The 24,701-nt window shown below is 64.9% G+C and carries 26 protein-coding genes; 11 read left to right on the top strand and 15 right to left on the bottom strand.

Annotation, left to right across the window (positions count from 1 at the left end):
• Positions 1-71: 71 nt before the first annotated feature.
• From P3T43_RS15835 to P3T43_RS15880, 10 genes are all read left to right on the top strand, one after another.
• Positions 72-635, top strand: a complete 564-nt coding sequence (locus P3T43_RS15835) for an RNA polymerase sigma factor (protein ID WP_429282124.1) — start codon at positions 72-74, stop codon at positions 633-635.
• Positions 632-1,066 (top strand): DUF3619 family protein, encoded by a 435-nt coding sequence (locus tag P3T43_RS15840; protein WP_429281980.1) that lies wholly within the window; start codon positions 632-634, stop codon positions 1,064-1,066. The genes P3T43_RS15835 and P3T43_RS15840 overlap by 4 nt, the downstream gene beginning before the upstream one ends.
• Before the next feature lie 16 nt (positions 1,067-1,082).
• Entirely contained in the window at positions 1,083-1,814 is a 732-nt protein-coding gene (locus P3T43_RS15845) for a DUF3106 domain-containing protein (RefSeq protein WP_429281981.1), read from the top strand.
• Between the two features lie 28 nt (positions 1,815-1,842).
• The gene (locus P3T43_RS15850; RefSeq protein ID WP_429281982.1) at positions 1,843-2,397 is read left to right on the top strand and encodes an RDD family protein; all 555 of its coding nucleotides are present in this window, start codon (positions 1,843-1,845) and stop codon (positions 2,395-2,397) included.
• A gap of 106 nt (positions 2,398-2,503) precedes the next feature.
• Entirely contained in the window at positions 2,504-3,448 is a 945-nt protein-coding gene (locus P3T43_RS15855; protein WP_429281983.1) for a UDP-2,3-diacylglucosamine diphosphatase, read from the top strand.
• A gap of 80 nt (positions 3,449-3,528) precedes the next feature.
• Positions 3,529-4,563 (top strand): glycosyltransferase family 4 protein, encoded by a 1,035-nt coding sequence (locus tag P3T43_RS15860; protein ID WP_429281984.1) that lies wholly within the window; start codon positions 3,529-3,531, stop codon positions 4,561-4,563.
• A 20-nt stretch (positions 4,564-4,583) separates the two neighbouring features.
• On the top strand, positions 4,584-5,273 hold the full coding sequence (locus P3T43_RS15865) for a diacylglycerol kinase (RefSeq protein WP_429281985.1): 690 nt from the start codon (positions 4,584-4,586) through the stop codon (positions 5,271-5,273).
• Between the two features lie 178 nt (positions 5,274-5,451).
• Entirely contained in the window at positions 5,452-6,177 is a 726-nt protein-coding gene (locus P3T43_RS15870; protein WP_429281986.1) for a TetR/AcrR family transcriptional regulator, read from the top strand.
• 2 nt (positions 6,178-6,179) lie between these two features.
• Positions 6,180-6,764, top strand: a complete 585-nt coding sequence (locus P3T43_RS15875; RefSeq protein WP_429281987.1) for a TIGR00730 family Rossman fold protein — start codon at positions 6,180-6,182, stop codon at positions 6,762-6,764.
• 22 nt (positions 6,765-6,786) lie between these two features.
• On the top strand, positions 6,787-7,533 hold the full coding sequence (locus P3T43_RS15880) for an SDR family oxidoreductase (RefSeq protein ID WP_429281988.1): 747 nt from the start codon (positions 6,787-6,789) through the stop codon (positions 7,531-7,533).
• A gap of 16 nt (positions 7,534-7,549) precedes the next feature.
• Here the strand turns inward: P3T43_RS15880 and P3T43_RS15885 are convergent, their stop codons facing one another.
• From P3T43_RS15885 to P3T43_RS15955, 15 genes are all read right to left on the bottom strand, one after another.
• Positions 7,550-8,188, bottom strand: a complete 639-nt coding sequence (locus tag P3T43_RS15885) for a DUF924 family protein (RefSeq protein ID WP_429281989.1) — start codon at positions 8,186-8,188, stop codon at positions 7,550-7,552.
• Between the two features lie 15 nt (positions 8,189-8,203).
• A complete protein-coding gene (locus P3T43_RS15890; RefSeq protein WP_429281990.1) occupies positions 8,204-8,614 on the bottom strand; it encodes a group II truncated hemoglobin in 411 nt (136 codons plus the stop codon).
• Between the two features lie 48 nt (positions 8,615-8,662).
• Positions 8,663-11,152 carry an ABC transporter permease gene (locus P3T43_RS15895; RefSeq protein ID WP_429282125.1) on the bottom strand — a complete coding sequence of 830 codons (2,490 nt, stop codon included), beginning with the start codon at positions 11,150-11,152 and terminating at the stop codon, positions 8,663-8,665.
• Between the two features lie 92 nt (positions 11,153-11,244).
• Entirely contained in the window at positions 11,245-11,856 is a 612-nt protein-coding gene (locus tag P3T43_RS15900; protein WP_429281991.1) for a DUF4126 domain-containing protein, read from the bottom strand.
• 265 nt (positions 11,857-12,121) lie between these two features.
• Positions 12,122-12,442, bottom strand: coding sequence for a quaternary ammonium compound efflux SMR transporter SugE (sugE, locus tag P3T43_RS15905; RefSeq protein ID WP_429281992.1), 321 nt, complete (start codon positions 12,440-12,442; stop codon positions 12,122-12,124).
• A gap of 100 nt (positions 12,443-12,542) precedes the next feature.
• Positions 12,543-13,241 (bottom strand): two-component system response regulator KdpE, encoded by a 699-nt coding sequence (kdpE, locus tag P3T43_RS15910; RefSeq protein WP_429281993.1) that lies wholly within the window; start codon positions 13,239-13,241, stop codon positions 12,543-12,545.
• A complete protein-coding gene (locus P3T43_RS15915) occupies positions 13,234-16,113 on the bottom strand; it encodes a DUF4118 domain-containing protein (protein WP_429281994.1) in 2,880 nt (959 codons plus the stop codon). Before P3T43_RS15915 ends, kdpE begins: the two co-directional genes overlap by 8 nt.
• A 242-nt stretch (positions 16,114-16,355) precedes the next feature.
• Positions 16,356-16,934, bottom strand: coding sequence for a potassium-transporting ATPase subunit KdpC (kdpC, locus tag P3T43_RS15920; RefSeq protein ID WP_429282126.1), 579 nt, complete (start codon positions 16,932-16,934; stop codon positions 16,356-16,358).
• Between the two features lie 52 nt (positions 16,935-16,986).
• A complete protein-coding gene (gene kdpB, locus P3T43_RS15925) occupies positions 16,987-19,071 on the bottom strand; it encodes a potassium-transporting ATPase subunit KdpB (protein WP_429281995.1) in 2,085 nt (694 codons plus the stop codon).
• Between the two features lie 29 nt (positions 19,072-19,100).
• On the bottom strand, positions 19,101-20,906 hold the full coding sequence (gene kdpA / locus P3T43_RS15930) for a potassium-transporting ATPase subunit KdpA (protein WP_429281996.1): 1,806 nt from the start codon (positions 20,904-20,906) through the stop codon (positions 19,101-19,103).
• Positions 20,903-20,995, bottom strand: coding sequence for a K(+)-transporting ATPase subunit F (gene kdpF, locus P3T43_RS15935; RefSeq protein WP_007175651.1), 93 nt, complete (start codon positions 20,993-20,995; stop codon positions 20,903-20,905). Before kdpF ends, kdpA begins: the two co-directional genes overlap by 4 nt.
• Complete coding sequence (locus P3T43_RS15940; protein WP_063495261.1) at positions 20,992-21,105, bottom strand: hypothetical protein; 114 nt, start codon at positions 21,103-21,105, stop codon at positions 20,992-20,994. The genes kdpF and P3T43_RS15940 overlap by 4 nt, the downstream gene beginning before the upstream one ends.
• Positions 21,106-21,376: 271 nt before the next feature.
• Positions 21,377-22,351 (bottom strand): quinone oxidoreductase family protein, encoded by a 975-nt coding sequence (locus tag P3T43_RS15945; RefSeq protein ID WP_429281997.1) that lies wholly within the window; start codon positions 22,349-22,351, stop codon positions 21,377-21,379.
• A gap of 142 nt (positions 22,352-22,493) precedes the next feature.
• Positions 22,494-22,883 (bottom strand): methylglyoxal synthase, encoded by a 390-nt coding sequence (locus tag P3T43_RS15950; RefSeq protein ID WP_429281998.1) that lies wholly within the window; start codon positions 22,881-22,883, stop codon positions 22,494-22,496.
• 55 nt (positions 22,884-22,938) lie between these two features.
• A complete protein-coding gene (locus P3T43_RS15955) occupies positions 22,939-23,721 on the bottom strand; it encodes an SDR family oxidoreductase (RefSeq protein ID WP_429281999.1) in 783 nt (260 codons plus the stop codon).
• Positions 23,722-23,937: 216 nt separating this feature from the next.
• Between P3T43_RS15955 and upp the strand changes: the two genes are divergently transcribed.
• Positions 23,938-24,588, top strand: coding sequence for a uracil phosphoribosyltransferase (gene upp / locus P3T43_RS15960; RefSeq protein ID WP_429282000.1), 651 nt, complete (start codon positions 23,938-23,940; stop codon positions 24,586-24,588).
• Positions 24,589-24,701 lie beyond the last annotated feature (113 nt).

Here is a 24,701-nt window from a genome sequence, read left to right on the forward strand (position 1 = left end):
TGTTAGCATCCGCCAGTTTTACGACAATTTCGATCGATTACGCGCACGCTCGCTGCGCCGCCCCCCAACTGATGGCATCAGACAAGGAACTCGCCGATTTTCTGGCGGGCGTCGAAAGGCGCGCGTTCAAGCAGACGGTCTACGCCGTGCGGGACGACGACGCCTCGCTCGACATCGTGCAGGACGCGATGATCAAGCTCGCCGAAAAATACGGCGACCGGCCGGCGGCCGAACTGCCGCTGCTGTTTCAGCGTATTCTGCAGAATGCGATGCACGACTATTTTCGTCGGCAGAAAGTACGCAATACCTGGGTTAGTCTGTTCTCCTCGCTCGGCAGCTCCGAGGACGACGAATTCGACCCTTTGGAGACATTCGAAGCACAAGAAGGCTCGGTAGGCGCCGAGAGTAGTGAGCAGAAGCTGGAGCGCGAACAAGTCTTACAGTTGATTGACGACGAGATCCAAAAATTACCGGCACGTCAACGGGAGGCGTTTCTCATGCGTTATTGGGAAGATATGGATGTCGCCGAGACTGCTGCCGCGATGGGCTGCTCCGAAGGCAGTGTGAAGACACACTGTTCGCGGGCCACTCATACGCTGGCGCAAGCGCTCAAGGCCAAAGGAATCACGCTATGAGCTCCTCTCTCGATACGAAAGAACTCGAGTTCGCAAGGCAGGTACGCCGCGCGCTCGATGAAAATGCCGCCGCGCTCCCCCCCGCTACCGTCGACCGGCTCGCGGTGGCGCGGCGCGCTGCGCTCGCCCGTAAAAAACCCGAGACCGTCGCCGCACCGGTATTCGTACCGGCCTTCGCCGGTGCCGCCGGCGCGCTGTCCGGCATGCCGCAGCCGGTTGCCCCGCAACGCCGCCGTTCGCCGCTGCGCCGCTTCGCGCTCGCCTGGCCGCTCGCGGCGCTGGTGATCAGCCTCGTGGCGATCGCCTACTGGGAAGACCAGCAACGCACCGCTGAGCTCGCCGATATCGACGCCGCCATGCTGAGCGACGATCTGCCGCTCAACGCCTATCTCGATCACGGCTTCAACGCGTATCTTTCGCGCGCGCACTGAGCGGGAGACTCTTCGGGTGAGTTACAAGCGCGGCCTCGCCGTTGTATCCGGATGCGCAATCGCGGCGCTCGTGTCGTTCGCCGCGACGTATCCGCGCTTCTACCCAAGCGCCACGTCCGCTGCGGCACAGACTGCCGGCGCGCCTGCCAAGGCCTCCGCGCCGGCGCTCAGCGCGGAACTGCCGGGACTGCCCGAAGCCAGCCCGCTCTCCTGGTCGCATCTCACCGACGCCGAGCACATCGCGCTCGCACCGTTTGCCAGCACCTGGGACACCTTCAGCGACGAACGTAAGCGAAAATGGATCAAGATCGCCTCGCGTTACTCGAAGTTGTCGCCTGAACAGCAAAAGGGCCTGCACGATCGCATGACCGAATGGGTTCGCCTCACGCCGGAGCAGCGTCGCGTGGCCCGCGAGAACTATCAGGTGTCCAAGGAGTTGCCGCGCGAGGCCCGCCAGAAGGCGTGGAAGGCGTATCAGCAGCTACCGGAAGAACAGAAGGAGCGGCTCGCCGCGAGCGAGCGCAAGCGCCGCCCCACCGTCGTCAGCGCGCCGCCGTCCGGCAGAACCGAACTGAAAGATATCGAACGCCTCGTCAATGGGCGCGAGCGCACGGCGAGCGGGGTGGTCGCCACGGCCAGCGCGTCGGGTACCCACGCCGCACTGCAGGTGGCACCACCCACGCCCGCCTCCAGCACCATTGCGCCCGTCCCGCCGCAGGCCTCGCCGTCGATTTACAACGGCTCCTGAGCACGGCACGCACGGCCCACCTTCCCCCATGAACGTGTTCACCGCGCCCAACGTGCCTAATCCGCCCAATCCGCGTAACCGACCCCAGCCGTCCATTGCCGCGCTTCTCGCCACGCCGTCGATCCGCCGCAGGCTCGCCACCATGCTCTACGAAGGCGTGATCCTGTTCGGCGTGGTGTTCCTCGCCGGCTATCTGTTCAGCACGCTGACGCAACAGCGCAACGGTTTGACCCACCACAATCTGCTGGCCGCCTGGATCGGGTTCGTGGTCGGCCTGTATTTCGTGTGGTTCTGGACCCACAGCGGCCAGACCCTGCCCATGAAAACCTGGCGGCTACGGGTGGTCGCTGCGGACGGCTCGCCGCTCTCCACGCCCCGCGCCATCGTGCGCTATGTGCTGGCGTGGCTGTGGTTCCTGCCGCCGCTCGCGCTGCATCCGCTGCTTGGGCTCTCGCTCCCGCACACGCTGGTGATTGCCGCCGTCTGGTTCGTGCTATGGGCCGCCACAGGCCGCTTCGACGCCAATCGTCAGTTTCTGCACGACCGCCTGGCCGGTACCCGGATCGTCGCGGTAGGCGGCTGAAAACCGCACGCTGCGCAGGACCTCGTAATAAGAACTTCTTGTGACTGTCACGGCACAGTCACGCGCGGATGGCGCAATACGCTCACTGCAACTCGACGCGTGAGCCATGGACCCAAAAACGTCCGCGACTTCCCTGTTCCGCCAGACTGGCCCGGGCGTCGACCCCGTCGCTTTCCGGCCGGATTCCGCTTCCTTCGGCAACGGCCTGCCGCTGCCACTGCCGCCGCTCTCCTCGGACCCGCAACCCGGCCGTCACGACGACGACCATGAGGAGCCGCACCGCTACCGCACGATCTGGCTGTCCGACATCCACCTCGGTTCGAGCGGCTGTCAGGCGCCGTATCTGCTGGACTTCCTGCGCCACAACGACTCGGAGTATCTGTACCTGGTCGGCGACATCATCGACGGCTGGCAGTTGAAGAAAGGCTGGTACTGGCCGCAGGCCCACAACGACGTCGTGCAGAAGATCCTGCGCAAGGCCCGCAAAGGCACCCAGGTCGTCTATATCCCGGGCAATCACGACGAAGCCGCACGCCAGTTCTGCGATCTCGCTTTCGGCGACATCCACGTGCGCGGCGAGGCCTTCCACACCACGCTCGCCGGCAAGCGCCTGTGGATCGTCCACGGCGACCTGTTCGACGGCGTGATCCAGCACGCCAAATGGCTCGCCTATCTCGGCGACACGCTCTACACGCTGATTCTCGTGCTGAACCGCTGGTTCAACCGGATCCGCAGCCGCCTTGGCTTCCAGTACTGGTCGCTGTCACAGTACCTCAAGCATCAGGTGAAGAACGCGGTGAATTTCATCTCCTCGTTCGAACGCGTGATGACCGACGAAGCGCGTCGCCGCGGCTGCGACGGCGTGGTGTGCGGCCATATCCACAAGGCCGAGATCCGCGATATCGACGGCGTGCTGTATTGCAACGACGGCGATTGGGTCGAGAGCCTGTCGGCGCTCGTCGAAACCTACGAAGGTGAACTCAAGGTGATCTACTGGACCGTGATGCGCTCGCCTGAAGAAAGCGCGCAGAAGGCCCGGGCGACCGCCTGATGAGCCGGCCTCGCGGTCAGGTCGACGGCCTGCTTTTTGTACCCGCGTCATCCCCTTTAACTTCGATTGGGCAAACACCGATGAAGATCATGATCGTCACCGATGCATGGGAACCGCAGGTCAATGGCGTGGTTCGCACGCTGAAGAACACGACCCGCGAGCTGACTGCGCTTGGCCACCGGGTCGACCTGTTGACGCCGCTCGAATTCAAGACGATTCCGTGCCCGACCTACCCGGAAATCCGCCTGTCGCTGTTCCCGAAACGCAAGCTGCACGAGCGCATCGACACCTTCGCTCCGGACGCGCTGCACATCGCCACCGAAGGGCCGCTCGGCATGGCGGCACGCGCCTACGCCATCAAGCACAAGCTGCCGTTCACGACCGCTTATCACACGCGTTTTCCGGAATACGTGCAGGCGCGCTTCGGCATTCCGCTCGCCGCCACCTACCGGTTTCTGCACTGGTTCCACAAGGCCTCGCTCGCCGTGATGGCGCCGACGCCTGTCGTCAAGGCCGACCTCGAGAAATTCGGCTTCACGAATGTGGTGCTGTGGACGCGTGGCGTCGACCTTGATATCTTCCACCAGATGGATTCCAAGGTCCTCAACACGGCGCGGCCCATCTTCCTCTACGTCGGACGCGTGGCGGTGGAGAAGAACGTCGAAGCATTTCTCAAGCTGGATCTGCCGGGTTCGAAGTGGGTCGCCGGCGAAGGTCCCGCGCTCGCTGAACTGAAGTCGCGCTATCCGCAGGCGAACTATCTGGGCGTGCTGACGCAGGCCGAACTCGCCAAGGTGTACGCCGCCGCCGACGTGTTCGTGTTCCCGAGCCGCACCGACACCTTCGGCCTCGTGCTGCTCGAGGCGCTCGCCTGCGGCACGCCGGTCGCCGCTTACCCGGTCACGGGCCCGATCGACGTGCTGGGCGACGGCGGCGCCGGCGCCATGAACGAAGATCTGCGCGAGGCGTGTCTCGATGCCCTGAAAATCGACCGCAACCACGCACGCGCGTGGGCCGAGCGTTTCTCGTGGGCCGCCGCATCCGAGCAGTTCGCCGCGCATCTGAAGCCGCTGCCGCGGCCTTCCTCCTTTAGCGAGGAGAGCGCGGCCGCGTGACGCGCCGCCCCAATCCGCCCATGCGAGCAAGAACCTCCAGTGTCCGGCGCGCCCCGCGTGGCGCGCTGCATTCGGTTGAAACGGACGCCAGCAGCATCGAACCGTTCGACGATATGCACGAAGCCGGTATGTCGCAACCGGCGGACGGCACGCCCGAGGTCCGCGTGAATGGCACGGCGCGGCCGTCGCAGGCCGTGCCGTCGTCGCGCCACAGCGCGTCCGCTGCGGCGCCGACGGTCGTATCCGCAGACGCCCACGAGCCGCTCGGTCCCGACGAGCCGCTCGGTCCCGACGATCCGCTCGCGCCGCTGCCGTTCAATCCGTACAAGGGCAATCGCGGTATCACGCGCGCCTGGCACGCAATGAAGAATTCTCTGGCGGGCTTTCAGGTCGCCATTCGTGAAGAAAGCGCGTTTCGCCAGGAGTTGACGCTCGCGGCCATCCTCGTGCCTTGTGGCGTGATCGTCCCGGTCGATCCGGTGAGCCGGGTGCTGTTGCTCGGCTCGGTGCTGCTGGTGCTGATCGTCGAACTGCTGAATTCGAGCGTGGAAGCGGCGATCGACCGTATTTCGCTCGAACGCCACGAATTGTCGCGGCGTGCCAAGGATCTCGGCAGCGCGGCCGTGATGGTGGCACTGGGCATGTGCCTGATGACGTGGGGGCTGATCGTCGGCCCGCTCGTGCTGCATGGACTCAGAGGCTGGCTGTAGCCGTCTGGCAGGTTGTTTGCATACACACTGTTGTGAAAACCCTGACTCCGCCCTTGGCATGAGAACGGTCGGTTTATAATCGTTCGATTGTCTCTCAAAAATACTAACCGCCAGGGTGGATCACGCAGCAGCGGCACGCCGCCGCGCCGCGCGCCCGGCGTTACCAGGGCCGGACGACATGGAAGCCAAACCTCCCCGCCGCACGCGCGAACGGATTCTCGAACTGTCGTTGAAGCTTTTCAACGAAATCGGCGAGCCGAACGTCACGACCACGACGATCGCCGAGGAAATGGAAATCAGTCCGGGCAACCTGTACTACCACTTCCGCAACAAAGACGACATCATCAACAGCATCTTCAGCCAGTTCGAGCAGGAGATCGAAAAGCGTCTGCGTTTTCCGGATGATCATCGCGCGACGATCGACGAAATGTGGTCCTACCTGCAGTACATGGTCGATTTCACGTGGCGCTACCGCTTCCTGTATCGCGACCTGAACGATCTGCTGGCGCGCAACCGCACCCTCGAGACGCACTTCAAGCAGATCATCAGCCACAAGGTGCGCTTTGCCGGCCAGTTCTGCGAGCAACTCGTCGCGGACGGCGAAATGGTGGCGACACCCGACGAACTGCACGTGATCGCCACCAACGTGGGCGTGATCGGCACTTACTGGCTGTCATATCAGTTCGTGATGAATCCGCGCAAGTACAACGAACAGGAAGCGATCCGCGCCGAACTGCATCAGGTCAGCGTGCAGATCGTCTCGCTAATGGCGCCGTATCTGCGCGGCCGTTCGCGCGCGCTGTTCGACGATCTGATCTCCGGCAAGCTGCCCAAGCGCGAGTTCTACGACTATCTGCCTGCCAAGGAAGGCGCGGCACCGCGCAACGAACCGAAGGACGCCTGAACATGAAGTCGGTGTGCGTGTACTGCGGCTCCTCCTACGGCACCAAACCGGTCTACGCCGAAGCCGCGCGCGGCTTCGGGCGGGCGCTGGTCGAGGCCGGCATGGCGCTCGTCTACGGCGGCGGCAAGGTCGGCCTGATGGGCGCGATCGCCGACGAAGTGATGGCGGCCGGCGGGCGTGCCATCGGCGTGATTCCCGAGTTGCTCGTCAACAAGGAAGTCGGCCATAACGGCCTGACCGAATTGCATGTGGTGGCCGACATGCATGAGCGCAAGAAGATGATGGCGGACCTCTCGGACGCATTCGTTGCCATGCCCGGCGGTGTCGGTACCTTCGAGGAACTGTTCGAGGTGTATACGTGGGCGCAGCTCGGTTATCACCAGAAACCGGTGGCACTGCTCAATATCGACGGCTATTTCGATCCGCTGATCGCGATGCTCACGCATACGGTCGAGGAAGGCTTCATGCGCCAGACCTACTTCGACATCCTGCAAATCGATGCCGAGCCGGCCGCGCTGATTGCGAGACTCAAGGCGTACCAGCCGCCGCCGCAAGACAAATGGGCCGAGAACCGCAAGGCGGTTTGACACCCGGCAACACGAGGCAGCCATGACGAAAGTCGTATTGATCACCGGAGCGAGCCGCGGCATCGGCCGCGCGACGGCGCGCCTGCTGGGTGCGCGCGGCTGGTCGGTCGGCGTGAACTATGCGCACAACGAAGCCGCCGCGCAGCAGACCGCCGCCGAAGTCGGCCGCGCCGGCGGCCATGCCCGCGTGATTCCTTGCGACGTCTCGCAGGAAGCGGACGTGATCGCCATGTTCGATGCGCTCACGCATGCCTTCGGCCGCATCGACGCGCTGGTGAACAACGCCGGCATCGTCGCGCCCTCGCTGCCACTCGCTGACATGACCGTGGCACGCCTGCAGCGCATGTTCGATGTCAACGTGCTGGGCGCCTATCTGTGCGCCCGCGAGGCGGCTCGCCGGATGTCGAAAGACCGCGGCGGCGAAGGCGGTGCGATCGTCAATGTTTCGTCGGCGGCGTCGCGCCTCGGCTCGCCCAATGAGTATGTCGACTACGCCGGCTCGAAAGGCGCTGTCGATACGCTGACCATCGGTCTCGCCAAGGAACTCGGCCCGCAGGGCGTCCGGGTGAACGCGGTGCGGCCCGGCCTGATCGACACCGAGATCCACGCGAGCGGCGGCCATCCGGATCGCGCCGCCGTGCTCGGCTCGCAGACGCCGCTGGGCCGTCCGGGCAGCGCCGGGGAAGTCGCCGAAACGATCGTGTGGTTGCTGAGCGATGCCGCGTCGTATGTGACCGGCGCGCTGCTCGACGTGAGCGGCGGACGTTAGAAGCCGCCACGCGTAATCAGAACGACGAACCCGGCTTGCCCAGGAAAGCGAGCTCTTCTTCCGTGGAGGTCCGTCCAAGCAGCGCGTTGCGATGCGGAAACCGTCCAAAGCGTTCGATGATCGCCGCATGCCGCAGCGCCGAGCGGTAATAACTCGCGGCACCCGGCTCCGCTTCGAACAGTTTGAAAAGCCGCCGCGCTTCGCGCTGGCTCTCGAGCGATTCGTCATGCTCGAACGGCATATAGGCAAAGGCTCGATGAAACAGGTTCGGCAAGCGCAGATCGAATCCGTTGGCGACCATTTGCCTGGCAATCCTCAGCGCATGGCCGTCGGTGGCGAACGCAAGCGCTGTCCCGCGATGGATGTTGCGCGAGAACTGATCGAGGAGCACGACCAGCGCCAACGCGCCTAGCGGCGTCTCCATCCACGTATCCAGCGCGCCCTGCCCGGCGGCCTCGAGCAACGCCGCGAAGCGCTGGCGCAACGAGGTGTCGAACGCTGCGTCGCGCGCGAACCAGAGCTTTCTGTCCAGACCGAATGTCGCCGAACCCGGCGCGCCGAACCAGCAGTCGAGGATGGCTCGCGCACGCTCGTCGAGCGCGGCGTAATCGTCCGTCAGTGAAGCGTCGTCGTGAACCGGCACGCGTGTGGTCACCGTCGTGGTCCCCGTTTAACCCGGCTGGTTGCGCATCCAGTCGGCCGTTTCGAAGAACGAATGCAGCAGACGTTCGCGCAGTGGCTCGGACAACCCCACCTCTTCCATCGCCCAGGCCATGCAGCGCAGCCACTGGTCGCGCTCGTTCGACGCAATCGCAAACGGCAGGTGGCGCGCGCGCAGACGCGGATGGCCGAAGCGGCTGATGTAATGGTCCGGGCCGCCCAGCCAGCCGCACAGGAACCAGAAGAACTTGTCGCGCGAACCTTCGAGGGTTGGCGGATGCAGCGCGCGAATACCCGCGAACTCAGGTTCGAGGTCCATCAGGTCGTAAAAGCGGTCGATCAGCTCGCGAACGCGCGCCTCGCCGCCCACCAGCTCAAAGGCCGTCGGTTGGGCCAGCACGTCATCGTTTGGATCGGTCATACGGTCAACTGCAATCTGCAAAAGAAAAAATCGGAGGGGAATGACCGCTCAAGCGTCGCGCAACGATTGCAACGCCGGCCGCGACAGCACATGGCGCAGGCTGATCCAGCCGCCCACCCCCGCGCAGACGATGCCTGCCACGATGCCTGCGGGCAGCAACCACGGATTGAAGTTCAGGTAGAAGAAAAACACCCGTGTGGCGAGTTGCCAGCCGACTACCTCCGCGCCGAGCGCGGCCATCAGTCCTGCCAGCGCGCCCACGGCGACGAACTCCGCCACCTGCACCGCCCGCACCTGCCGGTGCGACGCGCCGAGCGCGCGCAGCAGCGCGGATTCTCGCATACGCTCGTCGCGCGTGCCGGCGAGCGCCGCATACAGCACCAGCACGCCCGCCGCCAGCGTAAAGGCAAACAGGAACTGCACCGCACCGATCACCTGCTCCAGCATGCGTTGCATCTGCGCGAGAATCGGGCCGACATCAATGACCGTCAGGTTCGGATACGCGGCAATCAGGCCGTCGATGGTCGCGCTTTTCTCGGCCGGCAAATGGAAACTCGTGATGAAGCTGGCCGGAAAGTCCTGCAATGCGGCGGGCGGCATCAGCACAAAAAAGTTGACCTTGAACGAACCCCAGTCGAGCTTGCGCACGCTCGTCACCGGTGCATCGATCTGCAAACCGGTCACGTCGAAACGCAGCGTGTCGCCCGTCTTCACGTGGATCGTTTTCGCCAGCCCTTCTTCGATCGAGATCTGCGGCTGCCGGGTGTCGCCGTACCAGCCGCCGGCGACGATCCGGTTGTCGTCGGGCAGGCTCGTCGTATAGGACAGGTTGAATTCGCGATCGACGAGGCGCCTCGCTTCGTCGCTCTTGTATTGGTCCGGATTGACCGGCTTGCCGTTGATCGAGATCAGGCGCCCGCGCACCATCGGCGCGAGCACGGCGTCGGGCACGCCGTGTGTCGTGAGGTACTGCGCGACGCCCGCGCGCTGCTCGGGCTGGATGTCGATGATGAACTGGTTCGGCGCGTCCGGCGGCGTCGATTTGCGCCAGCCGTCGATCAGGTCGTTACGCGTCATCGCGATCAGCAACAGACACATCAAACCGATCCCCAGCGCCGTGATCTGCAACGCACTGGCGCTGCTGCGCCGTTCGAGCGAGGCCAACGCGTAGCGCCAGCCAATGCCCACGTTGAAGCGCTCGCTGCGCACGATGCGCGCGGCGCCCCACAGCGCGAGCCGCGCGATCGCCGCGAACACCAGCAAGCCCACCGCGAAGCCGCCGGCAACGATGCCGCCCAGCTTCACCTCACCCGCCGCCACGATCAGCAACGCGGCGAACAGCACGATCCCCAATGCATAAGCGGCCCAGGCCGTGCGCGCTTCCTCGCCCCACTCGCGACGCAGCACGCGCACCGGGGGCACCCGGGTCAGCGGCAACAGCGGCGGCAACGCAAAGCCGAGCAACAGCACGAGACCTGCGGCAATCCCTTCCAGCGCGGGCCAGACCGTGGGATACGGCAGCACCACGTCGATCAGGCTGCCGAGCCAACTCAGCAACGCCAGATGCCCGGCATAGCCGAGCAGCACGCCGATCGCGCCGCCGCACAAACCCAGCCCGAGAAACTCCAGCAGGAACAGCGAGCGCAGCGTGCGCTGACTGACGCCGAGACAGCGCATCGCCGCGCAGCCGTCGAGATGGCGGCGCATGTAACGATGCGCCGCCATCGCAATCGCGACCGCCGCCAGCATGGCCGTCAGCAACGATACGAGCGTCAGAAAATGGCCCGCGCGATCGAGCGTCTCGCGGACCTGCGGCTGGCCGTCCTTCAGCGATTCGAGCGCGACGCCGCGCATCTTGCCGTCGTCGACGCGGGCGTGGGCAAACGCCGCGAATTGCTCGACCGGCGCGCGCTGGCCGGCCACCAGCAAGCGGTAGGTCACGCGGCTGCCGAACACGATCAGGCCGGTAGACGCGACTTCGTCGTCCCGCAGCATCAGACGGGGCGAGAAATTGACGAAGCCAAAGCCGCGGTCCAGTTCACGCGTGATGATGGCGCCAATCCTGAACGTCCGGCTGCCGACTCTCACCGTATCGCCGACATGCACTTTCAGCGCGTCGAGCAGCGCCTGGTCGACCCAGACCGTGCCGGGCGCGGGAATCCCCTGCGCGGGACGATCCGGCGCGCCTGGCGCCGTCGTGATGCGCAGCGCGCCACGCAGCGGATACGCCGCCGACACGGCCTTGAGCGCCGCGAGCCGTGACACCGGCTGGGCGCCCATCGAACTGATCATGCTCGGGAAAATGGCGGTGGTCGCCATCTGCAGGCCAAGCGCCTTGGCCTCGTTGCTGAATTGCGGATCGACCGGATGATCGGCCCGCACGATGAAGTCGGCGCCAATCATGCGCCGCGCATCGCGTTCAAGCCCTTGATGCAGACGGTCCGCGAGGAAGCCGACGCTTGACAGCGCGGCGACGGCCAGCACCAGCGCGAGCAGCAACATGGTCAGCTCGCCCGCTCGCCAGTCACGGGCCGCCATCCGCAGGGACTGGCGCAACAGATCGGCGCCGCTAAAACGCCGCCCCGCCGCAACGCGCGCGAGTGGCGGCGCCGGAACCCGCACCGGATCGCTCAATCGTGCCGACTCCTGGCAAAACGCGTCACCATATGCGTCGCCATGCCGCGAAAGCCGCCCTGCACGCCACGCCACAGACGCGGCAAGGCCCACGCCGCCAGCATCAGGAAACCGATCATCAGCAGCAGGAACAGCACCGGTACGAACAGCGCCAGCAACAGTCCGCCGAACACGAGCCCGTCCTCGGCGATCGACGTCACGACATTCGACACCGGTTCAGGCGAGAGATTGATCAGCGCGCGCGTGCCTGCTTTTGCCAGATGCGCGGTGCCGGCCAGCGTGCCGCCAGCCAGCGCGGCGACGGTCAGGAGGGCCGGATCGGCATGGCCGAGGGCACCGGCCGCCAGTACAGCGCCGGCCGGAATGCGGATAAAGGTATGGATGGCGTCCCACAGCGAATCGAACGCGGGAATCTTGTCGGCCAGGAATTCGGTCACCGTGAGCACCGCCGCGACGCCGATCACCCATGGCGAAGCCAGTGCGGACAAGGTGTCGGGAAGGTGGACGAGGCCAAGGCGCGCGAACACGCCGGCTAGCAGCACCGTGAGATAGAGGCGCAGGCCACTGCCCCAGGACAGGCCCGCTGCGAGCGAAAGGGGTTCAAGCATGGCCGCCTCCAGGCGCGCTGCGCGTGCCGGGCGCTTCGTCCCGCAGAGGACGCCCCCTGCAGCGAACCGCCAGACCCGCGCCAAGCCGGACGCGGGACACGTTCAAATTGAGATCGACTTCATTATAGCCACGTTAATTCGCAGACCGCAGAGTGGAGTGCAATTTGTGGCTCTAATGGCGTCGCGCCGTGGCGGGACGATGGGTCGTGCGGCGGGGGATGCGGCTGGCGGGGCTGGCGGCCCGGCGGGGCAATCGCCCGCGCCGTCAATGACCGGAGGAGAGCTTGAGTCCGATCAGGCCAACCACGATCAGCGCGGCGCTCGCCACACGCGCCACCGTCAGTGCCTCACCCATTATGACGATGCCAAAAATAAACGCGCCCACGGCGCCGATCCCGGTCCACACCGCGTATGCCGTGCCGAGCGGCAACTGGCGCATCGCCATGGCGAGCAGCACGAAGCTGCCGAGCGCCGTCACCACCGTGAAGATGGACGGACCGAGCCGGGTGAAGCCTTCGGAGGTCTTGAGACCGGCCGCCCACGCGACTTCGAGCAAACCGGCAATCAGCAGAAGAATCCATGACATGAGACGACTCCATTGTTCAGATGGGGCCGTCCCCGGTCGATGTAAATGCGTAAGGTCGTCCTTACGGACCGTAATTATATCAAGATCGAGTCCGGCAGGCTCACACCGCCCCGACCAGCCGGTAGCCGACCCCGGTTTCCGTCACGATATGCTCCGGCTGCGCGGGATCGCGTTCCAGCTTTTGCCGCAAATGCGCCATGTAGATGCGCAAATAGTGATGGCTCTCCACATGCGACGGCCCCCACACGTCGCGCAGCAACTGCCGGTGCGTCAGCACGCGGCCGGCGTGGCGCACGAGCGTGGCGAGCAGCCGGTATTCGATCGGCGTCAGGTGGATCGACGCACCGTCGCGCGTCACCTGACGCAACGCCAGATCCACCGTCACCGCGCCGAAATGCACCTGCGGCGATTCATTCGCGCCGCCCTGATTGCGCCGCCGCATATGGGCGCGAATCCGCGCCAGCAATTCGGACACGCCGAACGGCTTGGTCAGGTAGTCGTCGGCGCCCGCGTCGAGCGCCGCTACCTTTTCGGTTTCCTGGGTGCGCGCCGACAGGACGATCACCGGCAGGTCGCTCCAGCCGCGCAGCTCGCGGATCACGTCGAGCCCGTCGGTGTCGGGCAGGCCCAAATCGACGATCACGAGGTCGGGCTTGCGCGTCGCGGCTTCGACGAGTCCCTGCTTGCCGGTTTCGGCGTCGTGGACGACGATGCCCTCGCCTTCCAGCGAGGCACGCACGAAGCGGCGAATCTGTTTTTCGTCTTCGATCAGGACGACGGTGATGCTCGGGTCACTCATGGGTGGGCTTCAAACTCTGCTTAGGGGACAACTCAAGGGACGACTCAAGAGACAACGGCGGCGACGATTCAGGCGGCAATTCGGCAACCTCGTCGATCTCCGACTCGTCTTCGAGTGCTTCCGGCGCGGGCGGCGGGGTTTCGACGGGCAGCGTGAACCAGAACCGCGCGCCTTCGATATGCCCCTCGTGGTCGATGCGGTTGACCGCGCCTATGGTACCGCCGTGGGCGTCCACGATCGCACGGCAAATCGCGAGACCGAGACCAATGCCGGGCTTGGCCGACTCTTTCTCGCCGCGGGTGAATTTCTCGAAGACCCGCGCTTCCATGCCGACCGGCAGCCCAGGACCGGTATCGTCGACCGTCACGCGTACGAGCGGCTTACCGTCTTCCTCGATCTGCTCCGCGCCGATCACGAGCGGCGTGTCGGCTGGCGTGTACTTGGCGGCGTTTTCGAACAGGTTCGAAAACAGCCGCTCCATCAGCACCGCGTCGAGTTGCAGCAGCGGCAGGTCGGCCGGCAACTTCGCCTGCACCGGATGCCGTGCGAGCACGCGCTTGCAGGCCCGCAACGCCGCGCCGACCGTCTCTTCGAGCAACGACCATTGGCGATTCAGTCGCAAGCCGCCCGCCTGCAGCCGCGCCATGTCGAGCAGATTGGTGACGATGCCGGTCATGCGCAGCGCCTCTTCGTGAATCGCCTCCACGAGGTCGTCGCCGGGTTGCCTCACCGCTTGACCTTCGCGGGTCTGGGCGAGCATCGACGAGAAGCCAACGATCGTCGTGAGCGGCGTGCGCAGGTCATGCGAAATGGCCGACAGCAGCGAATTGCGCAAGCGCTCCGATTCCATGTTGACGAGCGCGTCGCGGGCAATATCAACGTAGTGCACACGTTCGAGCGCCAGCGCAATCTGCGCGGCAAACGCGTCGAGCATGCGCTGCTGCTCCGGCACGTCGAGTTCGCGCTCGTCGCGCATCACCACGGCCAGCACGCCGCGCGTGCGCATCGGCGCCTTCAGCGGCAGATACAGCGCGGCCGCGGCCGGCAGCGTGTCGGTGCCGTGGCCGGCCTGCTTCTGCTGGTCGTACACCCATTGGCCGACGTCGATATCGAGCGCCTCGCCTTCGAGCGTCACCGCGGCGTCCGGGTCTTCGATCTTCTGCTTCACCTGATCGGCGCTGTCCGGCAGCAGGATTGCCACGCGCGCGCGGAACACCTCGCTCACATGCCGGCTGCCGATGCCGACGATCTGTTCCATGGTCAACGCCGCGGCCAGTTCGCGCGCCATCGCATACATCGCGCCGGTGCGTTGTTCACGGCGTCGCGCGACGCTGGCCTCGCGGCGCAGGCTCGAAGTCAGATGGCTGATGACCAGCGACGTGAGCAGCATGCTGAAGAAGGTCAGCAGATATTGCGTGTCGGACACCGAAAGCGACATGCGCGGCGGCACGAAGAAATAATCGAACGCCGCCACGCTGACGAACGACTGCACCACGCCCGGTCCGCGCCCGAGCCTCACCGCTGTGAAAATCACGCCGAGCAGGTACAGCATCACGAGGTTGGTCAGGTCGATATGCGCGAACAACTGACTGGCAATCACGGTGATGCCGATGCAGATCGTCAGCGCCCATGCATACGCAACCGGCGGCGAACGGCGTTCGCGGGCCGCCTGCAGCGCCTCACGCCAGGCGTTCACGCCTTCTTCGACGGCCGTGCGCCGCTCGATGCCGTCGCGTTCCGAAGACGCGCGGATCAAGGTGAGGTCGAGGTCGCCCGCGCGCTCCGCAATGCGGTCGCCCAGCGGGCGGCGCAGCCAGCGCGAGAAGCCGGCGCGCGGCGAAGCGCCCGCCACCAGCTTGGAAACGTTGCGAACCCGCGCATAGCCAATCAGCGCCGCAACCGCATCCGTACCCGCGAGGGTGGCCGTTTCCGCGCCGAGTTCGGCGGCGAGTTTCAGCGCGTTCAGCGTGCGCTCGCGGCGTGCATCCGGCAGGCGTTGCAGTTTCGGCGTCTCGACATAGACCGCTAGCCAGTCGGCCTTCAACGCCGACGCGAGCCGCGCCGCCGCGCGCACCAGAATCGGTGCCTCGGGACCCGGGCCCACGCAGACCAGCAGGCGCTCGCGGGCTTGCCAGATACGCTGGATCGAACGGTCGGCGCGGTATTCGCGCATCTGCGCATCGACGCGGTCGGCCGTGCGGCGCAGCGCCAGCTCGCGCAGCGCGATCAGGTTGCCCTTGCGAAAGAAGTTGCGCACCGCGCGCTCGGCCTGCTGCGCCATGTAGACCTTGCCGTCGCGCATGCGGTCGAGCAGTTCCTCGGCCGGCAGGTCGACCAGCGTGACTTCGTCGGCGCGGTCGAACACGCGGTCGGGCACCGTCTCCCACACACGGATACCGGTGATCTGCCCGACCACGTCGTTGAGGCTTTCGAGGTGTTGGACGTTGACCGTCGTGTAGACGTCGATGCCCGCATCGAGCAATTCGTAGACGTCCTGCCAGCGCTTCAGATGACGCGCGCCCTGCACGTTCGAGTGCGCGAGTTCGTCGACGAGGATCAGTTGCGGCTTGCGCGCCAGCGCGGCGTCGAGATCGAACTCGCCCAGCTTGCGGCCGCGATATTCGATATGCGCGAGCGGCAAGACCTCGAGGCCTTCGAGCAATGCCGCGGTTTCGCTGCGGCCGTGCGTCTCGGCGATGCCGACCAGCACATCCACGCCGTCGGTCTGGCGGCGCCGGGCGGCCTGCAGCATCGCGTAGGTTTTGCCCACCCCGGCCGACGCGCCGAAGAATACTTTCAGCTTGCCACGCTGGCGTTTTTCTTCGTCGCGTTGCAGCTTGTCGAGCAGCTCGTCTGGATCGGGTCGGTTCATGCTTTTCTGTTTAGGCTTCTGTTCGATGCAGGCCACCGTGGCTCGGTGAGGACGCATCAGGTAGATGGTGGCACGGTAGCGGCTTCGCAGCAAATGGTCTGCACGGGTGCCGGCCGCCGCGGTAGCGGCCACGAAGGTGCCGCCTGACGAACCGCGCTCACAAAAACCGCGCTCACAAAACATCCCGCCACAAAAGGCAAAGACGGCGCCACGCCGGGCGCCGTCTTTGTCATGCCCACCCGTTAGCCTTGATGCGCGGCGTCGAGTGCGAGATTCAGTTGCAGCACGTTGACGCGTGCTTCGCCCAGCACGCCGAACTGGCGGCCGGTCGTGTAGCGGTCGACCAGCGCCTGCACGTCGCTCGGCGCCATCTTGCGCGCCTTCGCGACACGCGCGATCTGGTAAGCCGCGGCAGCCGGGGTGATTTCCGGATCGAGGCCGCTACCCGACGACGTCACGAGGTCGATCGGCACCGGCTTCGACATATCGGTACCCGCTGCTTTCAAGGCGTCGAGACGGCCCTTGATTTCATCGGTCAACGCCGGATTGGTCGGTCCGAGGTTCGAGCCGCCCGAGCTGGTCGGATCATACGGCTTCGGGCTGATGGCCGACAGACGGCCCCAGAAATACTGCGGGGCATCGAACTGCTGGCCGATCAGCGACGAGCCGACCACCTTGCCGTTCTGTTCCATGATGCTGCCGTTGACCTGATCGTGGAACGCAGTCTGGCCAATGGCGGTCATCACGGCCGGGTAAGCGAGTCCCGTGACAGCCGTCAGTACGACAAAGATCACGATAAGCGGACGAAAAAGTTTCATGATTGGCAATCCTTTTAGACGCAGCCGGCAGATACCGTCCACCGGCCGCAGCCTGTTAAACCCAGCCGAGCGCGGCCAGCACCATGTCGATCAGCTTGATGCCGATAAACGGCACGATGATCCCGCCGAGGCCATACACCAGCAGATTGCGGCGCAGCAGGATCGCGGCGCCCAGCGGCCGGTATTTCACGCCCTTCAGCGCCAGCGGAATCAGCAGCACGATAATCAGCGCGTTGAAAATCACCGCCGACATGATCGCCGAAGCAGGCGTGGCCAGATGCATCACGTTCAGCTTGTTGAGCGCCGGGTAGGTGCTCGCGAATGCAGCCGGAATGATGGCGAAGTACTTGGAGACGTCGTTGGCAATCGAGAAGGTCGTCAGCGAGCCGCGCGTCATCAGCATCTGCTTGCCGATTTCGACGATCTCGATCAGCTTGGTCGGGTTCGAATCGAGGTCGACCATGTTGCCGGCTTCCTTCGCCGCCTGCGTGCCGGTATTCATCGCCACGGCTACGTCGGCTTGCGCCAGCGCAGGAGCGTCGTTGGTACCGTCGCCGGTCATCGCCACCAGCTTGCCTTCGGCCTGGTGCGCGCGGATCGTCGCCAGCTTGGCTTCCGGCGTCGTTTCCGCGAGGAAATCGTCCACCCCGGCTTCCGCTGCAATCGCCGCAGCGGTGAGGCGGTTGTCGCCCGTCACCATGATGGTCTTGATACCCATCTTGCGCAGTTCGGCGAAACGCTCCTTGATGCCGCCCTTGACGATGTCCTTCAGCTCGATCACGCCGAGCACGCGTGCCCCGTGCTCGCCCTTCTCGGCCACCACCAGCGGCGTGCTGCCGCGACGTGCCACTTCGGTGACGGCGTTGTTCACTTCAGCCGGATAACGGCCGCCGTTCGCTTCGACGTAGTTCTTCACCGCATCGGCTGCGCCCTTGCGGATCTCGCGGCCCGGCAGGTCCACACCGCTCATCCGCGTCTGCGCGGTGAAGGCGAGGAACACGGCGTGCAGCGAAGCCATGTCGCGAGCGCGGATGTTGAAGCGCTGCTTGGCGAGCACCACGATACTGCGGCCTTCTGGCGTTTCGTCTGCCAGCGACGACAGTTGCGCGGCGTCGGCGAGCGCTTCTTCCGTGACACCCGGCGCCGCCACGAAGGTCGACGCCTGACGGTTACCGAGCGTGATCGTGCCGGTCTTGTCGAGCAGCAGCACGTCGACGTCACCGGCCGCTTCCACCGCACGGCCCGACGTGGCGATCACGTTGGCCTGCATCATGCGGCTCATACCGGCCACACCAATGGCCGACAGCAGGCCGCCGATCGTGGTCGGAATCAGACACACCAGCAGGGCCACGAGCGCGGTGATGCTCACCACATGACCCGCCTTGACCGCTTCGACGGAGAACATCGAGAACGGCAGCAGCGTCGCGGTGGCGAGCAGCATCACGATCGTCAGCGCGACCAGCAGGATCGTCAGGGCGATTTCGTTCGGCGTCTTTTGACGCTTCGCGCCTTCGACCATCGCGATCATGCGGTCGAGGAAGGCCTCGCCCGGATTCGCCGTGACGCGCACGACGATCCAGTCCGACAGCACGCGCGTGCCGCCGGTCACCGACGAGAAGTCGCCGCCCGATTCGCGGATCACCGGCGCGGATTCGCCGGTAATCGCCGACTCGTCCACCGACGCCACACCCTCGATCACTTCGCCGTCTGCCGGGATCACGTCGTTGGTTTCCACCAGCACGACGTCACCCTTGCGCAGATCGGAGGCCGTCGTGATGCGGATCGGCGACTTCGGATGCGGCTCGTTGAGCTTCTTGGCCATCACGTCTTTCTTCGCGCTGCGCAGCGACGCCGCCTGGGCCTTGGAACGGCCTTCAGCAAGCGCTTCCGCGAAGTTGGCGAACAGCACCGTGAACCACAGCCACAGCGAGACCGCGAGGATGAACCCCGCAGGCGCTTCGGCCTGGCCGCCCAGCGCGGCGATCCAGAGGATCGTCGTCAGGATGCTGCCGACGTACACGCAGAACATCACCGGGTTACGGAACTGCGTGCGTGGCGTGAGTTTCTTGAATGAGTCCACGATCGCCGGACGCACTAGCGCCGGATCGAACATGGACCGCGTTGCATTATGTTCAGTCATTGAATCCTCTTTTTCCCGAAGTGCCCGTATCAATGGCCGGCGATCATCATCAGATGTTCGACGCCCGGGCCGAGAGCGAGCGCAGGCACGTATGTCAGTGCGCCGACGAGCAGCACAGTGCCGAGCAGCAGCACTACAAACAGCGGACCATGCGTGGGCAGCGTGCCGCCGGTGACAGCCAGACGTTTCTTGGCTGCCAGCGAACCGGCAATGGCCAGCACCGGAACCAGCGAGCCGAAGCGGCCAAACCACATTGCAATGGCGGTCATCCAGTTGTAGAACGGCGTGCTCACCGTCAGGCCGGCAAACGCGCTACCGTTGTTGTTCGCAGCCGAGCTGAAGGCGTAGAGAATTTCCGAGAAGCCGTGTGGACCAGGATTGGCGATGCCCGCCTTGCCCGGATCGCACAGCACCGCGATCGACGTTCCCACCAGCACCAGCAGCGGTGTGAGCAGCACGACGATCGACACCATCTTCATCTCGAACGCCTCGATCTTCTTGCCGACATATTCAGGAGTACGACCGATCATCAGGCCTGCCACGAATACAGCGAGTATCGCGAAGACGAGCATCCCGTACATACCGGAGCCCACCCCGCCGAAGATCACTTCGCCCAACTGGATCAGCAACATCGGATACAGGCCGCCAAGCGGAGTCAACGAGTCGTGCGTGTTGTCGACTGCACCGCATGATGCCGCCGTCGTGGCAATCGTGAAGATGCCCGACTGCGCGATACCGAAGCGCGTTTCCTTGCCTTCCATGTTGCCGCCCGGCTGCAGATCGCCAGCGGACTGGTCGACGTTCAGCGTGCTCCAGGCCGGATTGCCGGCTTGTTCGGCGCTGACTTCCCCCACCACGCAAGCGGCGAACGCAATCGTCATCACAGCGAGGACGGCAATACCCTGCCTGCGGTCAGCAATCATCCGGCCGAACACCAGGGCCAACGCCGCCGGGATGATCAGGATCGCGAAGATCTCGAGGAAGTTGGTGAGCGGCGTCGGGTTTTCGTACGGGTGTGCCGAGTTCGCGTTAAAGAAGCCGCCACCATTGGTGCCGAGCATCTTGATCGCTTCCTGCGTCGCCACCGGGCCCATTGCAATGGTCTGCGTCGTCACCTTGGTGTCGACCGTCACTGCATTGCCCTTCGCATCCTTCACCGGGTTGCCTTGTGCATCGAGCTTCGGTGCGGCATAGGTGGTGGTTTGCAGCGTCGGTACATCCTGATACGCCTTGAAGTTCTGGATCACGCCCTGGCTCATCAGCAAGGCAGCGAAGATCGCCGACATCGGCAGCAGCACATACAACGTGACGCGCGTCAGGTCGACCCAGAAGTTACCGATGGTTTGCACCGTATGGCGCGCAAAACCGCGGATCAGCGCAATCACGACCACGATGCCGGTGGCAGCGGAGACGAAGTTCTGCACCGTCAGGCCCAGCATCTGCGTCAGATAGCCGACGGTCTGCTCAGGCGTGTAATCCTGCCAGTTCGTATTGGTGACGAAGCTGACAGCCGTATTGAAGGCGCTGTCGACCGACATCGGACCGAACTGCTGCGGATTGCCCGGCAACCAGCCTTGCACGCGCAACAGGAGATACAGGACCAGCACGCCGAGCACGTTGAACGCGACGGCAGCGACGGCATAGTGCTTCCAGCTCATTTCGGCCGACGAGTCGACCCCGGCGATGCGGTACAGCAGTCGTTCGAGCGGACCGCCAAAGCGGACCACGCGAGACGAGCCATCCATCACGCCGGTGATATAGCGTGCAACGGGCACGGCGGCCGCGAGCAGCACGACCAGAAAAATGACCGTTTGCAGGACATTGTTGGAGTTCATTCAATGTCCTCCGCGCGCAGCAGCGCATAGACGAGGTATACGAACAGCAGCGCGGTGGCAGCGCCCGATAACCACAGGATCCAGGTCATGAGCGTGCTCCCTGGCCACGCCGGAACTGCATCAACTTCTCGCAGCCGGCAATCAAAGCAAAGGTCAGCGCTGCAAATAGCACCATCCCCCCGACGTACAGCACATCCATTTTGTGTTCTCCAGTAGCGGACTTTGGATGGGTAGAACGTTATGCCGATCGGCGTAAAGGCCTGGTCAAAGCTGACGGGTATCGTGTAAAAAAAGCGTAAACGAAACAGGCCGCTTCGCTCGGTGCGAAACGGCCTGAGGTCTGTCGGGTCTGATGTTGCGGGGAATTGAAGGGCGTTGCGCGGACGCTGCCGCAGCGCGGAACTTTTATGGCGGCGCTAGCACGGAGGGTGGGGCTAGCGCGCCTTTGTGCTGCGTGCCGCGTGATGCGTTCAGGGCAGCAGAACCGTCGAACCGGTGGTGCGGCGACCTTCGAGTTCGGCGTGCGCCTTCGCGACTTCGGACAACGCATAGCGCTGGTTGATGCTGGTCTTGACCTTGCCCGACACCAGCACGTCGAACAGTTCTGCCGCCATCGCGTCGTAATCGCTGCGTTTGCCGATGTAGGTAAACAAGGTCGGACGAGTGAAGAACAGCGAGCCACGCCCGGCGAATTCCGAGGAATCGAGCGGCGGCAGCGGACCCGACGCATTGCCGAAGCTCACGAACAGGCCGAGCGGTGCCAGGCAGTCGAGCGAGGCCGTAAACGTGTCCTTGCCGATCGAGTCATAGACCACCGGCACGCCTGCGCCGTGGGTGATCTCGCGCACGCGTTTGGTGAAATTCTCGCGCGTATAGACGATCGGATGGTCGCAACCGTGCGCGCGGGCGATCTCCGCCTTCTCGTCCGAACCCACCGTGCCGATCACCGTCGCCCCCAGCATCTTCGCCCACTGACACATGAGCAGGCCGACACCGCCGGCCGCGGCCTGGACCAGGATCGTGTCGCCGGCTTTCACCGGATAGGTCCGGCGCAGCAGGTACTGCGCCGTCAGGCCCTGCAGCATCACCGAAGCGCCCTGTTCGTAGCTCAATGCATCCGGCAGCTTGACCACCTGCAGCGCCGGCAATACACGTTCCTGAGCGTAGGCGCCGGGCGGACGCGCCACATACGCGACGCGGTCGCCCACCTTGATATCCGTGACGCCTGCTCCGAGCGCCGTGACCTCGCCGGCCGCTTCCATGCCGAGGCCGCCCGGCAGCGGCAGCGGATAAAGGCCGGTGCGGAAATACACGTCGATGTAGTTAAGGCCGACCGCGTGCTGCCTGAGGCGGATCTCGCCGCTGCCCGGATCGCCCACCGCGACGTCGACCCACTTCATCACCTCGGGACCGCCTGCCTTCTCGAAACGAATTGCCTTGGCCATCGTGTCTCCTTTATTGACCGGCGTTAGCGCTTTAGCTGTCGACCCGCGCGAGCGCCTCAGCGCGCGACGCATCGTCCCATGTAAAGCGCTTGCTCCGGTCGCGTATCAGCGTACCTGCTGTGAGTGGTGGAATGTTCGACTGTCAGACGTTCTCCGCGAGCCGCATGGTCAGTACTTCGAGAATCATGCGCGCGGTCGAAATGTTGGTGGCGCACGGCACGTTGTGGACGTCGCACGCGCGCACCAAAGCGTTGATGTCCGGTTCGTGCGGCTGCGGCGTCATCGGGTCGCGCAGGAAGATCACCATGTCGACATGCCCTTCCGCGAGTTGCGCGCCGATCTGCAGGTCGCCGCCATGCGGACCCGACAGCATTCTCTCGACGTTCAGCCCATGCGCGTCCGCAATCCGCGAGCCGGTCGTACCGGTGGCGACGATGTCGCAACGCCGCAGCGTGTCGACATATTCGCCGGCGAGTTCGACGATGGCGTCTTTCTTGTGGTCGTGCGCGATCAGCGCGATGCGGGTGGTCATTGACGTCAGTCTCCAGATCCTTGAAGGGTTGTTGTAGTGATGCAGCGGTGCCGGTTCAGAACGTGCCCGGGTAGGCGCCGCCGTCGAGCAGCCAGTTCTGCCCGGTGATGTAGCCCGCATGCACGCTGCACAGGAACGCGCATGCCCGGCCGAATTCGTCGCGCGTGCCGAAGCGGCCTGCGGGAATGGTCGCCATGCGCTGCTTGCGCGCGTCGTCGACGGTGATGTGCTGCGCCTTGGCCTGGGCGTCGAAGGTGGTGGCGATGCGATCCGTGTCGAACAGCCCAGGCAGCAGGTTGTTGATCGTCACACCGTCGCGCGCCACCTTGCTGCGCGCCACCCCGGCCAGAAATCCGGTCAAGCCGGAACGCGCGCCGTTGGACAGGCCCAGCACGTCGATCGGCGCCTTCACCGCCGAACTCGTGATGTTGACGATCCGGCCGAAGCCGCGTGCGCTCATGTGGTCGATGGTGGCGCGGATCAGTTCGATCGGCGTCAGCATGTTGGCTTCGAGCGCGCGAATCCAGGCCTCGTGGGTGAACTTGCGGAAGTCGCCGGGCGGCGGCCCGCCCGCGTTATTGACGAGAATGTCCGGCTGCGGGCACGCGGCCAGCGCGGCGGCGCGGCCTTCCGGCGTGGTGATGTCGCAGGCGACCGTCCTGACCTCGACGCCGCTTTGCGCGCGGATTTCCGCGGCGGTGGCCTCGAGCGTCTCGGCCGTGCGGGCGACGATCACCAGATTCACACCTTCGGCGGCGAGCGCCTCCGCGCAACCGCGCCCCAGCCCCTTGCTCGCCGCGCAAACCAGCGCGGTGCGTCCTGCGATTCCCATGTCCATGTCTTGATCCTCTTCGTGTGACGACGAATGCCGCCGGTGCGGGCAGTTTCCCCGATTCTAGAAGAATCGGTGCCGGACTGCCGGTCGATCCGCCGCAATCTCCGGTATCTTCAGGCGCCAGTTTCGGTAAACTTGCAGCCATGGCGCGCCCGCCTGCCGGTTCTTCCGGTCATTTGGCCGCCGACCGATTCCTCTTGCCGCGCTCGCGCCCTCGCCATGACACAGGACAGCCGTTTCCCGAATCTCTTCATCCTCGATCACCCGCTGATCCAGCACAAGCTCTCGCACATGCGCGACCGCGACACCTCGACGCGCACGTTCCGGGAGCTGCTGCGCGAGATCACCCTGCTGATGGGCTATGAGATCACCCGCAACCTGCCGATGACCACGCGCCGCGTCACCACCCCGCTGGTCGAACTCGACGCGCCGGTGATTGCCGGCAAGAAACTGGCGATCGTGCCGGTGCTGCGGGCGGGCGTCGGCATGTCGGACGGCCTGCTGGACCTGGTTCCGTCGGCCCGCGTTGGCCATATCGGCGTGTACCGGGCGGACGACCACCGGCCGGTCGAGTATCTGGTCAGGCTACCGGATCTGGAAGACCGGATTTTCATCCTGTGCGATCCGATGGTGGCCACCGGCTATTCGGCCGTCCACGCGGTGGACGTGCTGAAGCGCCGCGGCGTGCCCGGCGAAAACATCATGTTCCTCGCGCTGGTGGCCGCGCCGGAGGGCGTGCAGGTGTTCCAGGACGCGCACCCGGACGTGAAACTGTATGTGGCCTCGCTCGATTCGCATCTGAACGAGCACGCGTATATCGTCCCGGGTCTGGGCGACGCTGGTGACCGGCTGTTTGGGACGAAGAACTGAGAGTGGGCGGCGGGCGGGGGGCCATGCCGTCCGCCCGCTGATCGCGTCTGCCGACCTCTCGCACTGCCCTCTGCCGGCGGGTCAGGCCGGCACGATCGAATATTTCAAGCCGT

It is taken from the genome of Paraburkholderia sp. GAS41, from assembly GCF_050436545.1.
Taxonomy (GTDB): Bacteria; Pseudomonadota; Gammaproteobacteria; order Burkholderiales; family Burkholderiaceae; genus Paraburkholderia.

What these genes read in the sequence shown, in the direction of transcription:
- P3T43_RS15900 (WP_429281991.1), bottom strand. Translation starts at nt 11,856, where the DNA reads ATGCTTGAACCCCTTTCGCTCGCAGCGGGCCTGTCCTGGGGCAGTGGC.
- kdpE (WP_429281993.1), bottom strand. Translation starts at nt 13,241, where the DNA reads ATGAGTGACCCGAGCATCACCGTCGTCCTGATCGAAGACGAAAAACAG.
- kdpA (WP_429281996.1), bottom strand. Translation starts at nt 20,906, where the DNA reads ATGAACTCCAACAATGTCCTGCAAACGGTCATTTTTCTGGTCGTGCTG.
- P3T43_RS15860 (WP_429281984.1), top strand. Translation starts at nt 3,529, where the DNA reads ATGAAGATCATGATCGTCACCGATGCATGGGAACCGCAGGTCAATGGC.
- P3T43_RS15880 (WP_429281988.1), top strand. Translation starts at nt 6,787, where the DNA reads ATGACGAAAGTCGTATTGATCACCGGAGCGAGCCGCGGCATCGGCCGC.
- P3T43_RS15950 (WP_429281998.1), bottom strand. Translation starts at nt 22,883, where the DNA reads ATGACCACCCGCATCGCGCTGATCGCGCACGACCACAAGAAAGACGCC.
- kdpB (WP_429281995.1), bottom strand. Translation starts at nt 19,071, where the DNA reads ATGACTGAACATAATGCAACGCGGTCCATGTTCGATCCGGCGCTAGTG.
- kdpF (WP_007175651.1), bottom strand. Translation starts at nt 20,995, where the DNA reads ATGACCTGGATCCTGTGGTTATCGGGCGCTGCCACCGCGCTGCTGTTC.
- P3T43_RS15955 (WP_429281999.1), bottom strand. Translation starts at nt 23,721, where the DNA reads ATGGACATGGGAATCGCAGGACGCACCGCGCTGGTTTGCGCGGCGAGC.
- P3T43_RS15895 (WP_429282125.1), bottom strand. Translation starts at nt 11,152, where the DNA reads ATGGCGGCCCGTGACTGGCGAGCGGGCGAGCTGACCATGTTGCTGCTC.
- P3T43_RS15875 (WP_429281987.1), top strand. Translation starts at nt 6,180, where the DNA reads ATGAAGTCGGTGTGCGTGTACTGCGGCTCCTCCTACGGCACCAAACCG.
- P3T43_RS15940 (WP_063495261.1), bottom strand. Translation starts at nt 21,105, where the DNA reads ATGGATGTGCTGTACGTCGGGGGGATGGTGCTATTTGCAGCGCTGACC.
- P3T43_RS15890 (WP_429281990.1), bottom strand. Translation starts at nt 8,614, where the DNA reads ATGACCGATCCAAACGATGACGTGCTGGCCCAACCGACGGCCTTTGAG.
- P3T43_RS15835 (WP_429282124.1), top strand. Translation starts at nt 72, where the DNA reads ATGGCATCAGACAAGGAACTCGCCGATTTTCTGGCGGGCGTCGAAAGG.
- upp (WP_429282000.1), top strand. Translation starts at nt 23,938, where the DNA reads ATGACACAGGACAGCCGTTTCCCGAATCTCTTCATCCTCGATCACCCG.
- P3T43_RS15915 (WP_429281994.1), bottom strand. Translation starts at nt 16,113, where the DNA reads ATGAACCGACCCGATCCAGACGAGCTGCTCGACAAGCTGCAACGCGAC.
- P3T43_RS15850 (WP_429281982.1), top strand. Translation starts at nt 1,843, where the DNA reads ATGAACGTGTTCACCGCGCCCAACGTGCCTAATCCGCCCAATCCGCGT.
- P3T43_RS15855 (WP_429281983.1), top strand. Translation starts at nt 2,504, where the DNA reads ATGGACCCAAAAACGTCCGCGACTTCCCTGTTCCGCCAGACTGGCCCG.
- P3T43_RS15870 (WP_429281986.1), top strand. Translation starts at nt 5,452, where the DNA reads ATGGAAGCCAAACCTCCCCGCCGCACGCGCGAACGGATTCTCGAACTG.
- P3T43_RS15945 (WP_429281997.1), bottom strand. Translation starts at nt 22,351, where the DNA reads ATGGCCAAGGCAATTCGTTTCGAGAAGGCAGGCGGTCCCGAGGTGATG.
- sugE (WP_429281992.1), bottom strand. Translation starts at nt 12,442, where the DNA reads ATGTCATGGATTCTTCTGCTGATTGCCGGTTTGCTCGAAGTCGCGTGG.
- P3T43_RS15865 (WP_429281985.1), top strand. Translation starts at nt 4,584, where the DNA reads ATGCGAGCAAGAACCTCCAGTGTCCGGCGCGCCCCGCGTGGCGCGCTG.
- P3T43_RS15840 (WP_429281980.1), top strand. Translation starts at nt 632, where the DNA reads ATGAGCTCCTCTCTCGATACGAAAGAACTCGAGTTCGCAAGGCAGGTA.